General features: G+C 44.5%; 19 protein-coding genes. 18 read left to right on the top strand and 1 reads right to left on the bottom strand.

The features are described from left to right. Positions 1–114: 114 nt before the first annotated feature. The 17 genes from ACFWMP_RS25500 to ACFWMP_RS25420 all read left to right on the top strand — a co-directional run bounded on the left by ACFWMP_RS25500 (position 115) and on the right by ACFWMP_RS25420 (position 12,554). Positions 115–354 (top strand): helix-turn-helix domain-containing protein, encoded by a 240-nt coding sequence (locus ACFWMP_RS25500; RefSeq protein ID WP_379425012.1) that lies wholly within the window; start codon positions 115–117, stop codon positions 352–354. Between the two features lie 45 nt (positions 355–399). Continuing rightward, positions 400–1,077 (top strand): ORF6N domain-containing protein, encoded by a 678-nt coding sequence (locus tag ACFWMP_RS25495; protein WP_379425011.1) that lies wholly within the window; start codon positions 400–402, stop codon positions 1,075–1,077. Positions 1,078–1,090: 13 nt separating this feature from the next. Next, positions 1,091–1,282: a hypothetical protein gene (locus tag ACFWMP_RS25490; RefSeq protein WP_379425010.1), complete on the top strand. Its 192-nt coding sequence runs from the start codon at positions 1,091–1,093 to the stop codon at positions 1,280–1,282. After that, the gene (locus ACFWMP_RS25485; protein WP_379425009.1) at positions 1,279–1,638 is read left to right on the top strand and encodes a type II toxin-antitoxin system PemK/MazF family toxin; all 360 of its coding nucleotides are present in this window, start codon (positions 1,279–1,281) and stop codon (positions 1,636–1,638) included. Before ACFWMP_RS25490 ends, ACFWMP_RS25485 begins: the two co-directional genes overlap by 4 nt. 380 nt (positions 1,639–2,018) lie before the next feature. After that, complete coding sequence (locus ACFWMP_RS25480) at positions 2,019–2,924, top strand: Gabija anti-defense Gad2 family protein (RefSeq protein ID WP_379425008.1); 906 nt, start codon at positions 2,019–2,021, stop codon at positions 2,922–2,924. Between the two features lie 16 nt (positions 2,925–2,940). Further along, positions 2,941–4,488: an AAA family ATPase gene (locus ACFWMP_RS25475; protein WP_379425007.1), complete on the top strand. Its 1,548-nt coding sequence runs from the start codon at positions 2,941–2,943 to the stop codon at positions 4,486–4,488. 13 nt (positions 4,489–4,501) lie between these two features. Beyond that, positions 4,502–5,425 carry a RecT family recombinase gene (locus ACFWMP_RS25470; protein ID WP_379425006.1) on the top strand — a complete coding sequence of 308 codons (924 nt, stop codon included), beginning with the start codon at positions 4,502–4,504 and terminating at the stop codon, positions 5,423–5,425. 171 nt (positions 5,426–5,596) lie between these two features. Further along, positions 5,597–5,965, top strand: a complete 369-nt coding sequence (locus ACFWMP_RS25465; RefSeq protein ID WP_379425005.1) for a hypothetical protein — start codon at positions 5,597–5,599, stop codon at positions 5,963–5,965. Then, positions 5,955–6,707, top strand: coding sequence for an MBL fold metallo-hydrolase (locus ACFWMP_RS25460; RefSeq protein ID WP_379425004.1), 753 nt, complete (start codon positions 5,955–5,957; stop codon positions 6,705–6,707). The genes ACFWMP_RS25465 and ACFWMP_RS25460 overlap by 11 nt, the downstream gene beginning before the upstream one ends. Positions 6,708–6,760: 53 nt before the next feature. Continuing rightward, on the top strand, positions 6,761–7,684 hold the full coding sequence (locus ACFWMP_RS25455; RefSeq protein WP_379425003.1) for a replication protein: 924 nt from the start codon (positions 6,761–6,763) through the stop codon (positions 7,682–7,684). Next, entirely contained in the window at positions 7,617–7,997 is a 381-nt protein-coding gene (locus ACFWMP_RS25450; RefSeq protein WP_379425002.1) for a replicative helicase loader/inhibitor, read from the top strand. The genes ACFWMP_RS25455 and ACFWMP_RS25450 overlap by 68 nt, the downstream gene beginning before the upstream one ends. Beyond that, the gene (locus ACFWMP_RS25445; RefSeq protein ID WP_379425001.1) at positions 7,987–9,330 is read left to right on the top strand and encodes a replicative DNA helicase; all 1,344 of its coding nucleotides are present in this window, start codon (positions 7,987–7,989) and stop codon (positions 9,328–9,330) included. The genes ACFWMP_RS25450 and ACFWMP_RS25445 overlap by 11 nt, the downstream gene beginning before the upstream one ends. 4 nt (positions 9,331–9,334) lie before the next feature. Then, the gene (locus tag ACFWMP_RS25440; RefSeq protein WP_379425000.1) at positions 9,335–9,721 is read left to right on the top strand and encodes a hypothetical protein; all 387 of its coding nucleotides are present in this window, start codon (positions 9,335–9,337) and stop codon (positions 9,719–9,721) included. Between the two features lie 16 nt (positions 9,722–9,737). Then, positions 9,738–9,929, top strand: a complete 192-nt coding sequence (locus ACFWMP_RS25435) for a hypothetical protein (RefSeq protein ID WP_379424999.1) — start codon at positions 9,738–9,740, stop codon at positions 9,927–9,929. A 4-nt stretch (positions 9,930–9,933) separates the two neighbouring features. Beyond that, positions 9,934–10,608, top strand: coding sequence for a RuvC family protein (locus ACFWMP_RS25430; RefSeq protein ID WP_379424998.1), 675 nt, complete (start codon positions 9,934–9,936; stop codon positions 10,606–10,608). Positions 10,609–10,620: 12 nt separating this feature from the next. Then, positions 10,621–10,785, top strand: coding sequence for a hypothetical protein (locus tag ACFWMP_RS25425; protein WP_379424997.1), 165 nt, complete (start codon positions 10,621–10,623; stop codon positions 10,783–10,785). Next, positions 10,782–12,554, top strand: coding sequence for a DNA cytosine methyltransferase (locus tag ACFWMP_RS25420; protein WP_379424996.1), 1,773 nt, complete (start codon positions 10,782–10,784; stop codon positions 12,552–12,554). The genes ACFWMP_RS25425 and ACFWMP_RS25420 overlap by 4 nt, the downstream gene beginning before the upstream one ends. Before the next feature lie 52 nt (positions 12,555–12,606). Here ACFWMP_RS25420 and ACFWMP_RS25415 read toward each other — a convergent pair whose 3' ends face one another. Further along, positions 12,607–12,957: a DUF3888 domain-containing protein gene (locus tag ACFWMP_RS25415; protein ID WP_379425299.1), complete on the bottom strand. Its 351-nt coding sequence runs from the start codon at positions 12,955–12,957 to the stop codon at positions 12,607–12,609. 448 nt (positions 12,958–13,405) lie between these two features. Here ACFWMP_RS25415 and ACFWMP_RS25410 point away from each other — a divergent pair, with 448 nt between their 5' ends. Beyond that, a complete protein-coding gene (locus ACFWMP_RS25410; protein ID WP_379424995.1) occupies positions 13,406–13,600 on the top strand; it encodes a hypothetical protein in 195 nt (64 codons plus the stop codon). The last annotated feature ends 2 nt before the right edge of the window (positions 13,601–13,602 follow it).

Genomic DNA, 13,602 nt, shown 5'->3' with positions numbered 1-13,602 from the left:
TTTATACAACAAAAATATTATTTTGTGTCTTTTCGGGGTTGACGTTGCATATAAGTGGTGCTAATCTATGGGTGTCTCCCGGGGACACAACATGATACGACAGGAGGTGAGAGGATGTTAAAGATCAGTGTTAAAGCAGCAAGAGTAAATTCAGGGATGAAGTCCAAAGAGGCTGCGAAGGTACTAGGACTTTCAGCAAACGGTTATTGCAAGAAGGAAAATGGTCATGCGCGGTTCTATGTTGATGAGATTGTAACACTTAGTCAACTGTTTAAAATTCCGGTCGAAAATTTTTTTGAAGCGGGGTGTCTCCCAGAGACACAAGATAAGAATGACATTCCGCTGAATCCATAATTAGCAACACACAGATCACATAAAACGAAAGGATGGTACAAGCTTATGAACAATCCGACACCAATAGAACACAATGGTCAACGTGTATTAACGACAGCTCAACTGGCGGAATCATTTGATACTGAAACAAAAATCATCAGTAAAAATTTCGAACGTAATGAATCGCGTTACATTGAAAGAAAACACTTTTTCGCTCTCAAAGGGGATGAACTTAAAATTTTTAAAGCTTCCCGTCAAAATGACGATAACCTTAAATTTGCTCCTGTGATTTACATCTGGACTGAAAAAGGAGCATGGCTCCACGCCAAGTCACTCAATACAGATCAAGCATGGGAAGCATACGAGGCATTGGTGGACGATTACTACAGAGTAAAGCAGCTTAACAACAAACCAATGGATCCACTTAAAGCACTTATGCAAGCAACTCATAATTTGCTAGCTAGTCAAGAATTAATTGTTGGTCGTGTAGTTGAAATTGAACAAAAGGTAGACAAGCAGATCACCTTAGACAGCGGACAACAGCGGCGGTTACAGCAAGGGATTAACAAAAAGGTATGCAGCATTGAATCGGATAAATCGGAGCGTAGTGATTTGTTTCGACAACTCCACAAGGAAATTAAGGATCGTTGGGAAGTACCAAGTTATAAAGATATTCTCCGGCAGGATCTGCAAAACGTACTAAATTACATTTCGGCTTGGAAGCCAATAAGAAGAACAGAGTAGGAGGAAGGTTGACATGAACGAAACAAAAGATGAAATAAGGTTTCACCGCCAAGAAATGGCGTACTGGCTAAGTGTTCAGAAAGATGCTCAATGGCGTGGGGATGTTAAAACTGAACAGCTTGCTATCAAGGAACGCCGCAAACATCGTGATGCTGTACTAGCTATCTGGGCTTCACCTACGGAGCAACTGGCGGTGTGTGTATGAGACATTATCCTAAGCGCGGGGAAGTATGGTGGGCAGATATGGGAGCGGGTGTTGGTAGTGAGCAGCGAGGAGCACGCCCAGTACTGGTAATTCAAAATGATATCGGTAATATTCAAAGCCCGACTATCATTGTAGCGGCAATCACTGATGCAAAGAAGAAATACCTTCCCACTCATATCCAACTAAGCAAAGAACATGGTCTACCTAAAAACTCGGTTGTCATGCTTGAGCAGATTAGGACGCTGGATAAGAGGCGTTTGAATAGAAGGGTCGGTGAGCTGAATGATCAAGATATGGAAAAGTTAGCTGCGGCGTTAAAAGTAAGTTTTGGACTGGTTGAGGTTGAAGCCCTATGACAGTAATCATTTGCAGTACAGTCAGATGCCCTTATCCCAATTGCGGTCATACAGGTGATGTAATCACAGCAAATCATTGCCGTACAGCTCACGCTATGGAGCGCAAGGAACTGTTTGGGAGATATGGTAAGCCGCAAAGTATCGGTTACGATCCTCTAGCAGTCAACAAAAACCTGGAAGCTCATGCTCCAGTTCATAAGGTTAACATAGGCTACCCTAGCGATTCTACAAATGCGAAGGATAGGAGATCAACTAGGCGGAAAGGGAGGTGAACAAGCGTAATCGACAGGTCTAAAAATTTGTGAAATCTCGAAGTCTTATTATTTTTTTGCCAAAATCGGGGTTTTGAGCCCCAAAACAGTAGAAAGTGAGGCGAATTTATGAAAAGAAAGACCATTAAAACAGTCTTCAACAACCTGCATAACAAGCTCGTCGAGTCCATCGACGATGAGGCTGTAAAGGAACTTGTAAAGAAAAATTCAATCATAACTGGCGGGGCAATTGTATCCATGCTTCGGGGTGAGGCGGTCAACGACTACGATTACTACTTTACCAATTGGGAGACCGTCGAGGCAGTGGCTAACTATTACGTGAACAAATTCAACGCTATTCACCCAGATAAGGCAATTAAGCCGCGGGTGATTATCGAAGAACAGCGGGTACGCATTCGAGTGCAATCTGCTGGGGTCGCTTCTGAGGGGAACGCAGAGGATTATCAGTATTTTGAAACTGTTGATCCCACTGAGGCAGCATCTTATGTAAATGATGCGGTGGATGTCCTGAAAGCTGAAGCGGAGGAAGGAAAGCCACCATTTAGACCGATCTTCTTAACGGACAACGCCATCACTCTATCAAACAAAATCCAGATGGTCATTCGCTTCTACGGGTCGCCTGAAGAGATTCATGACAATTACGATTTCGTGCATGCCATGAGCTGGTGGAGATCTTCAGACGGACACCTGGAGCTTCCGGCCAAGGCATTAGAAGCCATTCTTACAAAAGAGCTTCTGTACCATGGATCTAAATATCCTTTGGCCTCAATCATTCGTACAAGGAAATTCATCCAGAAAGGCTGGACAATCAACGCGGGGCAGTACCTCAAAATGGCGATGCAATTACATGATTTGGATTTAAAGGAATTGAAGGTGTTAGAGGATCAGCTCATTGGGATGGATGCAGCTTACTTCCAGCAAATCATCACCATCTTGCAAGAAAAACAGCAAGCAGATGAGCATTTTAAAATTAGTAGTGCATATCTCATCGAAATTATAGATCGGTTGTACTAAGAAAGGAGTAAGACGCATGCAGCACATCAAAATCATTTCAGCTACAGCTCACAACTTTAAAGTTCACCGTGACCTCATCGTTACCTTTGGCGAGAGAACAGAGATCACGGGAGACAATGCTCAAGGGAAATCATCAATCCTCGAACTCATTTCATGGACATTATACGGCACGGATGTACTAGGCAGCAAGCTTGATCCTACGCCGACCAACTATAAATACGACATTGTTAAGGCAGAGTTGCTGCTGGAAGTGGACGGTAATCAGTTCCTTCTAGGTCGCGGCATTGAGAAAAACAAGGCTACTTATTACATTAACGACGTTCCAGCAAAGGCTGGAGATTTCGAAGAAATTGTTAAATCCCTGTTTGATAGAGATCTGTTCTTATCCCTTTTTAATCCGACTTACTTTTTCACTCTGCATTGGAGCAAACAACGCGAATTGATGATGAGATTTACAACACCACCAGCAGCCAAAGAAGTATTTGCGGAAATGAGCCGGCTCACCCAAGGGCAAAAGCTGAAAGACATTGCACTTAATATACAAGCCGAGAAGTTACAAGAATTGACCAAGAAGCACCAGCGACCTGCTTTGAAAGAAATCCATACAAAGAACAAGTCCGACAAGGACGCAGCATATAAGCGAGCACAAGGCAAGGTTGAAGCACTAGAAGGACAACTATTAAAACTACCTGAAGCGCCAGCAGATATTGAAGCAGTGAAGGCAGAGGATACAGAGCTGCTTTCACAAATCGAATCTTTGCAACAAAAGATCGAACTGGCAGACGAACCAAAGCGTAAACGCATAGTCCTTGAGAGTTCGCTTGCTTCAGCTCAACAAAAGGTAGTGGCAGCTAAGGAACGTTATCTGAAAGTGCATGGTGAAGTTATCTCGGAGGAATGTCCCACATGCAAACGAGCTCTTGATCCTGAGTCTATCGAAGCTGTCAAATCCAATAAAGAGGAGCGTAAAGCGCCACTTCGTAACGAGCACGATCAGGCTGTAGCAGAGAGAAAGGAAATAGAGGCAAAGCTTGCAGCAGTAGAACTGATTGATGTATCTGAGCTGATTCAAGAGAGAAATACACTGGAGCAAAAGAGAGACGTAACCGCTGATACCATAGGTTGGTTTAATCGACGTGGACCATTACAGGAAGACCTGGACAAAGCTAGATCTGAAGAAGAAGAATCTCTAGCTAGCCGCAACGACAGTATCTTTATCCTTGACGCTCTAAAAGCTTATGAGGCAAAAGAAGCCGAGCTTCAAGCGAAGAAAGTTCAAGGCATGTTCAGTACACTCACAATTAGCCTTTTCAAGACACTGAAAGGTGGCGGAGATCCTCAGCCTAACTTTGAGATCGAGCGTGACAACAAGCCATACAGTAAACTTTCCCGTTCTGAACGTGCTCATGCTGGCATTGAATTAGCGGCAGTCCTCAGTGATATGGGTGAGATCATAGCACCGTTAGCTGTGGATGACAGTGAGAGTGTGTTTCGCATCAAACAGCCAATAGGTCAGCTGATTCTTGTTAAAGCAGTAGAAGATCAAAAATTAGAAATCAAATAGGAGGAATATATAAATGGCTAAAAATCAACTTGCAACTTATACCCCAGAAATCGCCGCAGCATTTCAACCGGAGGTACTGGAGGTAATACGAACATCTATCTGTCCGACAGCAAATGATGCTGAATTCCTGCTCTTTGCTCATAAGGCCGCATCATATGGGCTGGACCCGTTTAAAAATGAAATCTTCTTTATCAAATATGGTAATCAAGCTCGAATTCAATTCGCAGCTGAAGCCTATCTTGCAAAGGCACGGGAGAAAGATGGCTTCCAACCGCCAGACACACAAATGGTTTGTGACAACGATGTATTTAAAGCTCGCAAGAATCCTGATACCAAAGAAATTGAGATTGTTGAGCATGAGATTGGATTCCCACGCGGAGAGATCATTGGTGCTTACTCCATTACTTACCGTGATGGATATCGACCTGTGACTGTACTGATGGACCGTTCAGAGATCCAGCACATGTTTAGCGGTCAGAACAAAGACAACTGGAACAAATGGACCTCTGACATGTTTGGGAAACATGTGGAGCTTCGCGGCTTGAAAAAGCAGTATGGTCTTGAATTTGGTGACGAAGACACAGAACGTCAACCGCAGTCTAATAGTTTTGATCCTAAGCAGCGCACAGATGTAACACCGACTTCTGCGGATCCGGAAGTGATTGATACAGGAGGTACGAAAGAGTTTCCAAAGCAACAAGGTGATGTGTCTAACGATGATGATCGACTAAAACAAGCTCGAGCTGATATGAAGAAAAAGTTTACACAACTAGGTGTAACCGATAAGGCAGAAATGGCAGAGCACATGAATAAATATTGCAAGATGAAAGGCGATGTACCAACTCTTCAAGAGCTTACTGGTTACCTGAAGGTGATGGACCTACAAATTGCCGAAAAGCAAGCGGCTCAAGCCCAAGACGATGATCTCCCAGAATGATGTTCCACAAGTAGAAATATACGTTAGCTGCCCAGACTGCGAGGTCTGTGGCGGCGAACTACCTAAAGGACAGGAATACTACTATCGAGCTAAACGTGTTTGTTGGAACTGCTTCCGAGGATTAAAAGGAGGCGGTGGTGGTGTCCGGAAAAGTAGAAAGGTGCGTGTGATATGAAGCTTGGGGAACGAGTCGGTTTCTATCGCTACTATAAAAAATCTGGTGTATCTGTTGACGAAGAGCACCTGACGGAAGAGCAACAAAAAGAATTAGATGACAATGATTGCATCGTGATGAACCGACTGAAGGAACACATTTCTGATGTTTCTATTGAAGGTATCATCTGCGGTAAGCGCCGGAGAGCATTGAGAACAACATTTGAATTTGGAAACAGTAGCTACAATCCTGACTCCTATGAAATGAAATTAGGGATAACGAAAACTGAAATAGTCGTGGTTTATCTTGTTGCTTCTAAATTGAGCGGATTCTATCTAGTGCCTTCCGAGTGGCTAAAGAGAGCAGGTGAACCAAATGAAAATTGATATCCTTGCATCTGGATCCAACGGTAACTGCATCGCGCTAACATCATCAGGTAAGACCATCCTAATTGATGTAGGTGTAGCCAAAACTAAGATAGAAAAGCGCCTGCTAGAAGTTGGTATACGCCCTGACAGCATCGCAGCAATCTTTATTACACACGCTCACGGAGACCATACCAAAGGGTTACCAATCGCTAATAAGTATGACATTCCCGTATGGGCTACAGAGGGAGAATGGAAGGGCTTATCCGGTGTAGACAAGCGATTACAGCGGGTCGCAGAAACACGATTCGGACGATATGAAATGATTGAGTTGGATGGCATGCACCTCTACCCATTTAAAACTCATCACGATGCCTATGAGCCTGTTGGATATGCTATTGAACCTGACGATGGTCCACGTGCATGTGTGGTCTTTGACACCGGAAAGGTAGACTCCGAGATGCTAAAAATGATGGAAGGCAACATTTATATCATTGAGTCCAATCACGATCGTGACATGGTGCGAGAATCTAATTATCCGCTTAGTGTGCAGGATCGTGTGCTGAGTGATTTGGGACACCTGAGCAACGAGCAGACAGCAATTGCGCTCCAGAAGCTGATTAAAGGCAAAGGTGAACGCATTTATCTTACTCACTTATCAAGTAGTAACAACATGCCAGCATTGGCAGAAGCGACTGTAAAAGCAGCACTTCGGAAGCGTGGATATATAGTAGGAACTCATTATCATTTGGAGGTAGTTTGAATGGCAATCGAGATTCAGGTCAAGGATCTACCATTTTAAAGCAGGTGAGGTAAATGGCAGGGACAGAGCTTGACGTTGCGTATACCCGAGTTGCCAATGAGATATTGGAACAGGTGGCTCAACGGAAGTTCAACGCCACTCAGTTAAGGATCATCATGATTATCTGGCGGTACACATACGGTTACCGTCGGAAAGACCATGACTTTGCTTTAACATTTTTGCAGCAGCTCACTTGCCTCTCTGCCAGCACAGTAAAAAGGGAGGTAGGGCTGCTCATTAAATCAAAAGTAATTATTGTTACCCAAAAAGAAACGAGTGTAATGCCTAGGCGGCTATCATTCAATAAACATTATAAGCAATGGACCATTCAGAAAAGCGGTGATGAAATGGATTGTGAAAATGACTTGTTTACGTCAGCCGAGGGTTCAGATCTGCCCCCTCAAGAATCGCTTAATAATGAAATCCGAGGTATCAGATCTAGTACCTCCGAGGTATCAGATCTGCCCCCCCAAGTAGAGATTTCGAGGTATCAGATCCGACCCCCATTAAAAGAAATAAAGATCTTAAAGAAAAGCTTTAAAGAAAATATAGCGATGTTTGATAACTTCTATGAAATCTACCCTAGAAAAGTATCAAGAGAAGCTGCAAAAAAGGCATGGGATAAGCTGTGTAAAAATGAAGACTTTGATCCAGTAATAGCCATCCAATATACAAGCAACTTTGCTGAGACTTGTAAGTTACTTCAAACAGACAAAAAGTTTATTCCACATCCATCCACCTTTTTAAACCAGAAACGGTTTAAAGATTACGAAGTGATAGATCCGGAAGGGTTAGCGCAAGAAGGGAGCAACGGATCAAAAAAGACTGGTAGCATTCTTAAACGGATGTTGCAAGAGGAGTTGATGAGCGGTGAACCGAGCCCAAGTCCTATGGCTCCTGAATTACCTGTCGGCAGCATACCGGAGTTTTACGATTGACCCGGACGAAGCAAATGGCGTTGTAAATGTATGGCTCGAAATTTTAGAGGACGTACCGTTCGAAGCAGCTCAAAACGCTACTAAGAGGTTATGTCGGATTAAAACGGACTTTGCTCCAACACCAGGGGAAATTTACCAAGAATCATTACAGAAAGTGGAACCCTCATACTACGAAGCATTACGACTTGAAGAACAAGAGAATAAACTGCTGCTAGAAGCTTACGATCAGACCGCAGTGCCAATGCCTGACGATATCCTCCAGAAGCGGCAGAAGCTGAACGAGAGACGGAGGATCGATTTAAATGAGCATTGAAGCAGAACAGGCGGTCCTCGGGGCACTCTTGGCTAAACCCGATCTTATGGATAATTGCTATCTTCAGGGAGAGGATTTTTCCCCCGAAGAGAATCACGGATTGATAATGGATTCCCTCCGGTGGGCGTATGATTTTTTCGCTAACAAACCTAATCCATTTGACCTTGTGCTGTTAGCAGAGCATTGGGGCAGCAAGCTTGCCAAAATTGGTGGGATTAGTTATCTGATGCAATTACAGAAGTCTTTTCCTATGACCTCTAATTTTGAACAGTATCAGACCATTGTACGCAAAGCGAATATTGATCGGCAGGCACGCAAAGCCCTCCAATATGCTTTGACTCGGGACGACATCAATCTTGCGGATACTTTGGATAACTTGCAAAAACTAGCCGATATGCGAATAGGACCTGATAAATCTGGGCCTGTGCTAATGTCAGATACTCTTGCTGGTCATCATAAGGTGCTCCGAGAGAGGGCAAATCGGCAAGGATTGACTGGGGCAAAGACTGCAAGCAGCGAGTTTAATCTGATGAGCGGCGGGCATCAAAACAGCGATTTGATTATTATTGCAGCTCGACCGTCCATCGGAAAGACTGCCTATATTGTTAACGATACTATCCAATCAGCCGCTATGGGAACGACCACTGTGATCTTCTCGGCAGAAATGTCTTCAGCCGACGTCTCCGAACGTCATATATGCGCTATTGGTGGATTGGACAGTGCAAAGGTGAGGAGCGGTCGATTGTCAGAAACGGATTGGGTCAACTATGACAAAGCACTAGATATGCTTGAAACCCTTCCGCTCTACATTGACGATACTCCTGGCATGTCTGTTGAACACATCCGCCGTCAGGTGAAAATACTGAAGAAGAAATTTCCGAGATTGATAGTTTACATTGACTATCTTCAACTAATAGAAAGCGAAAAAAACTTTTCCAGCAATGCTGAACGTGTGAATCATGTTTCCAAGCAGTTAAAGCAAATAGCTCGGGTTTTCGATATTCCGGTGGTCGCAATATCTTCAGTTGGTCGGAAATGTGAGGAACGGCAGGATAAGCGTCCTATGATGAGTGACCTTCGGGAATCTGGAAATATCGAGTTTGATGCTGATATCATTATTTTCCTTTATCGCGATGACTATTATTACCCTGATACTGTGCTAAAAAATGTTATCGAGCTGATAGTTGCCAAGGGTCGGAAAATAGGGACACGAACCATTCAAATGTTATTTAACAGGAAAAACGGACGGTTTACTGATCTTGATAAGGATGCGCTCTATGAGCTGATGAAAAAGGTCAAGGAGAAAGAGCAGGAACCAAAGCACAGAAGGTGACGATATGAAATTAATTCAAGATGAAGCGCAATATGAACGGGCGCGCGGTGCGTTGATAACCATGGCTGCCGAATTGGACGATCCGTTAAGCAGCATGACGGACCAGGAGCGCGAGAAAAAGAATCTTATCTATGACCGGACTGCCGAATCGGTTCGGGAGTATCGCCGGAGCGAAATGGTCGTGGTGTACCCAGGACTGAAACAAGTATATGAGCAGTTAGGGTATCCTTACCGCGATTTTTCATTAACTCCAGAAGTTATATCAGCACCTTCAGATAACAGGGAGGCTGATAGCAAGGCCGATACAAAGAAAGCGCCAGAACGGGCGACAGAATCTCAGCAAACGAAGAAGAGTGCTGAAGTGAATTTGTCCGCATGGTTGGAAGATTGAAAGGAGTAAGAAGTTTATGGGGAACTGCAAGCATCCGGGGTGCAAGGAACTCGGAACACATACTTGGGCATTAGTTCCTGTTTGTGTGGAGCATCGCAAAGCGATAAAGCTTGAAACCAAACAATACTATTTGCGGAAAATCTCCTATCAAATGCGGACGAACTACATGGGAATCATGCCTTTGATACCGTGGAGCCGGAAGGAGTGAGGGTATGCGATTCATTGGAGTCGATCCCGCCACAAAAACTGGATTTGTGGCACTGGACGAGGATGGTAATGTACTTGTTGAGGTCGATCTGAAGGGGGCAGGAAAAACAGAACCGGGTGGCATATCAGAGGAACAGTTGGCAAATCTAGGACACAGCTTGTACAACCACCTCCAGCCGGACGATGTTGCAGTTATGGAAAATGCGGCACCGGGCACTCAACGGGGGATCACCACAGGGATGATACATGGCGTTCTGCGCTATATGATCCACCGCAGGAAGATAAAACCCGTTTTCCTTATGCCGAATACAGTCAAGAAATATGTTGGTGTTACTGGATGGATCGTTGAATCTGGAAAGAAGAGGCGGCTGGAAGGCCCAGAGAAGAAAGCACATGTCGCTGCCGCTGTGCTAGAACATTTCGGCTACTCCCATAAAAGTGACAACGTGATTGATGCCTACATTATGGCGAAGATCGCTGAGGCGGTGTATAGGGTCCAAAACGGTCAGGAATTGAACTCATACAAATCATATCAGCAAGAAGTCATACAGGCCATTATCAGCCCATCAGCAAAGCCATCAAAGAAGAAGAAAATCAAATCACAAACGAACAAACGCCCAGACAAGCCTGCGGCGGTGGGCAGTCACACCCATTCGAAGGAACAACAGTTCTTATTTTAGGGAGGTGCAGGGGTGAACTGGAAAAAAGCAACGCTTGGACAGCTTTACGAGATCGCCTATAACGATGACGGGGCTGCACCAATTTATAAACGCAATGCTCTTGCTGAGATCCAGCGGCGGCGGGAAAGACCTAAGAGCAAGGTCAATCACAAAATCAAGGCGGTGTATCCAAGTTGAGAGAGATCATCGTTGATAACTTTGCAGGTGGTGGAGGAGCTAGTACCGGTATAGAGCTCGCAACTGGCCGCAGCGTGGACATAGCCATTAACCACGATCCAGCAGCCATTGCCATGCACCGTGCGAATCATCCAGAAACTGAACATTACTGCGAATCTGTTTGGGACGTAGATCCACGAGAGATTGCAGCAGGACGTCCAGTGGGATTGGTTTGGTTATCACCAGATTGCAAGCACTTCAGTAAAGCCAAGGGTGGAAAACCTGTAGAAAAGACCATTAGAGGGCTGGCATGGATCGCAGTTAGATGGGCTGCCACGGTCCGACCTCGGGTGATCATGTTGGAGAATGTTGAGGAGTTCAAAACTTGGGGTCCGCTGATGAAAGATGGGTATCCGGATCCTGATCAAAAGGGACGAACGTTTAACTGCTTCGTCAATGCGTTACGCCGTCAAGGATACAACGTGGAATGGCGTGAGCTGCGAGCATGTGATTACGGAGCACCTACAATTCGGAAAAGGCTGTTCCTAATAGCTCGCCGCGATGGTCTCCCTATAGTCTGGCCGGAGCCCACACACGGAGCGCCGGAGAGTTTGGAAGTGTTAGATGGCAAGCGTAATCCATGGAGGACGGCTGCCGAAATCATTGATTGGTCTCTTCCATGCCCATCCATATTTGAACGTAAAAAGCCATTGGCAGATAACACTTTACGTCGAATCGCTCGGGGTATTCAGAAGTTCGTAATCAATAATGCTAATCCGTTTATAGTGCGGGTGAACCATAGTGGCTCTAATCATCATTATTGCGATTCTATCGAAGAACCCTTTAAAACCATCACGTCAAAGAATGGTTGGGGTCTAGTAACTCCTTATATTGCTCGTATTGGTCAGACTGGATTTGGTGGTGACCGCCTGCAATACGAAGTAGAAGACCCACTAACTACGATCACTACCAAAGCAGAGCACTTGCTTGTTACTCCGATTTTGGGGGTCAATACTACCGGCCATCCCGGAAGTCCACCACATGAACCACTCAGGACGATAACAACTGGAAGTCATCACATGCTGGTTAATCCTACACTGATTCAAATGGGCTACGGCGATCCAGAAGGGCGCCGAGTCCTAGACCTTGATAAGCCAGTCGGAACCGTAACAGCTGGAGGTAATAAGTTTGCTCTTGCCGCAGCTTGCTTGATTAAGCACTATGGTGGCGGATATAAAGGACCGGGGAACGCAGTAGACGAACCACTTTCCACAGTTACAACGGTGGATCATAATGCTATCGTTACAAGCCACGTGGTCAAGTTACGGGGATCAAATATAGGACATGCAACAGATGAGCCAGTTCACACAGTGACAGCTGGAGGGTTGCATATCGGAGAAGTTAGAGCCTTTCTGATTGCTTATTACGGTTCTAGCGTAGGGCAGGATTTATCAGAACCTCTGCAAACAGTAGTTACCAAAGATAGATTTGGGCTTGTGACAATCCACGGTGTGGAATATCAGATCGTAGATATCGGCATGAGAATGCTTGAGCCACATGAACTGTTCGCAGCTCAGGGATTCCCGTCCAATTACATCATTAATGTAGATGCTGATGGAAAACGTTATTCCAAGAGCGCACAGGTTGCTCGTTGTGGAAATGCTGTTCCACCACCATTTGCCAAGGCGCTTGTGAAAGCAAACCTACCAGAAATGTGTGTAGGATCTGGTAAGCATCTGGCTTTGGAACGTTACAGGTCTGCTGTGGGGCAGATGGAGTTTAGTCTTTAACGAGGGCCGCCAGAACCCTTACCATTTGGAGATCCTCCAAAAAAAGATAATTCTATTTCTCATCTTGATGTTTGTAGTCAATCACCATAGGAAATGCCGAATCAACCGCTATAGTCATAGTCTCAATACCATATGGGGGATTATGAGGGCCAGTAAAAGTTTTGACCCTGACGGTTACATTGAACAAGAAAGCTCCATTTCGTTCACGTTCGATTTTAATTACCTCTGCGTCATAGAGGCCATATTGCTGGGGAAAGCCATAATATCCATTTACTGCGTTGCTGATAGTGGGACTCAATGCGGTGAGTAGAGCTTCCTTACAAAGCAGTTCCTGGCCATCTGGGTTAGCACTAATTTTAGGAGACAGCAAAAGGCTGCTTAACAATATACCAACAGAAATCATCTTCTTCAAAAGGTCAACCTCCTTTTGTATCAGTATTTCCGCAACTCATAACTTTTACCAAACAAAAAAGAGATATGCCATTGATTCTACAAAAAAAACATAAGGGCATAGCCCATAAGGAGAGATAAACGATGCATGCGGAAAACCTGCTTCGCTGAGTATTATGTATGTTCATACGGAAAAAAAGAACGCTCGAATGAGCGCCCTTTTAAGTCACTATCTATGATTTTTACGGTGCTTCTTACAGATAACAATCGCTTTTTGACCAGGGCGCAGTTTTACGACAATTACTTTTTTCCAGCTCGGGCATGACATAGTAGTTGCCTCCTTCTTGTTTGACTTACAGACAGATTATGATACTCAAAACAATACTGATTGGACGTAAGGAATGTGAAGTGAATAAAGGGGCGGGTTAACCACCCTCTTTCCTATAAAGGAGACGATAAGCATGCTACCTATTGGTCAAATTCAATATTTTAAAGTCGAAAAAAATGGAGAGCTCGTCGGATTATTCCAATCGAACAGTCCTGATATTATCGAGGCACAAAAAAAGCTGCTTTTTGATTTAACGGTTACTGAAGTTCAGGAATCCGAATACAAAGGGTTGCAAATGGTCGCATCTTGGAATCAGGGGGAGGCATAACC

This window comes from Paenibacillus sp. NPDC058367 (genome assembly GCF_042723305.1).
Classification (GTDB): domain Bacteria; phylum Bacillota; class Bacilli; order Paenibacillales; family Paenibacillaceae; genus Paenibacillus_AQ.
This window is presented reverse-complemented; position numbering and strand designations above follow the sequence as displayed.

Excerpts from the sequence above, each read along its gene's own strand:
- ACFWMP_RS25500 (WP_379425012.1), top strand. The coding sequence starts at position 115 with ATGTTAAAGATCAGTGTTAAAGCAGCAAGAGTAAATTCAGGGATGAAG.
- ACFWMP_RS25430 (WP_379424998.1), top strand. The coding sequence starts at position 9,934 with ATGCGATTCATTGGAGTCGATCCCGCCACAAAAACTGGATTTGTGGCA.
- ACFWMP_RS25460 (WP_379425004.1), top strand. The coding sequence starts at position 5,955 with ATGAAAATTGATATCCTTGCATCTGGATCCAACGGTAACTGCATCGCG.
- ACFWMP_RS25440 (WP_379425000.1), top strand. The coding sequence starts at position 9,335 with ATGAAATTAATTCAAGATGAAGCGCAATATGAACGGGCGCGCGGTGCG.
- ACFWMP_RS25485 (WP_379425009.1), top strand. The coding sequence starts at position 1,279 with ATGAGACATTATCCTAAGCGCGGGGAAGTATGGTGGGCAGATATGGGA.
- ACFWMP_RS25415 (WP_379425299.1), bottom strand. The coding sequence starts at position 12,957 with ATGATTTCTGTTGGTATATTGTTAAGCAGCCTTTTGCTGTCTCCTAAA.
- ACFWMP_RS25490 (WP_379425010.1), top strand. The coding sequence starts at position 1,091 with ATGAACGAAACAAAAGATGAAATAAGGTTTCACCGCCAAGAAATGGCG.
- ACFWMP_RS25470 (WP_379425006.1), top strand. The coding sequence starts at position 4,502 with ATGGCTAAAAATCAACTTGCAACTTATACCCCAGAAATCGCCGCAGCA.
- ACFWMP_RS25455 (WP_379425003.1), top strand. The coding sequence starts at position 6,761 with ATGGCAGGGACAGAGCTTGACGTTGCGTATACCCGAGTTGCCAATGAG.
- ACFWMP_RS25480 (WP_379425008.1), top strand. The coding sequence starts at position 2,019 with ATGAAAAGAAAGACCATTAAAACAGTCTTCAACAACCTGCATAACAAG.
- ACFWMP_RS25465 (WP_379425005.1), top strand. The coding sequence starts at position 5,597 with ATGAAGCTTGGGGAACGAGTCGGTTTCTATCGCTACTATAAAAAATCT.
- ACFWMP_RS25410 (WP_379424995.1), top strand. The coding sequence starts at position 13,406 with ATGCTACCTATTGGTCAAATTCAATATTTTAAAGTCGAAAAAAATGGA.
- ACFWMP_RS25445 (WP_379425001.1), top strand. The coding sequence starts at position 7,987 with ATGAGCATTGAAGCAGAACAGGCGGTCCTCGGGGCACTCTTGGCTAAA.
- ACFWMP_RS25435 (WP_379424999.1), top strand. The coding sequence starts at position 9,738 with ATGGGGAACTGCAAGCATCCGGGGTGCAAGGAACTCGGAACACATACT.
- ACFWMP_RS25495 (WP_379425011.1), top strand. The coding sequence starts at position 400 with ATGAACAATCCGACACCAATAGAACACAATGGTCAACGTGTATTAACG.
- ACFWMP_RS25475 (WP_379425007.1), top strand. The coding sequence starts at position 2,941 with ATGCAGCACATCAAAATCATTTCAGCTACAGCTCACAACTTTAAAGTT.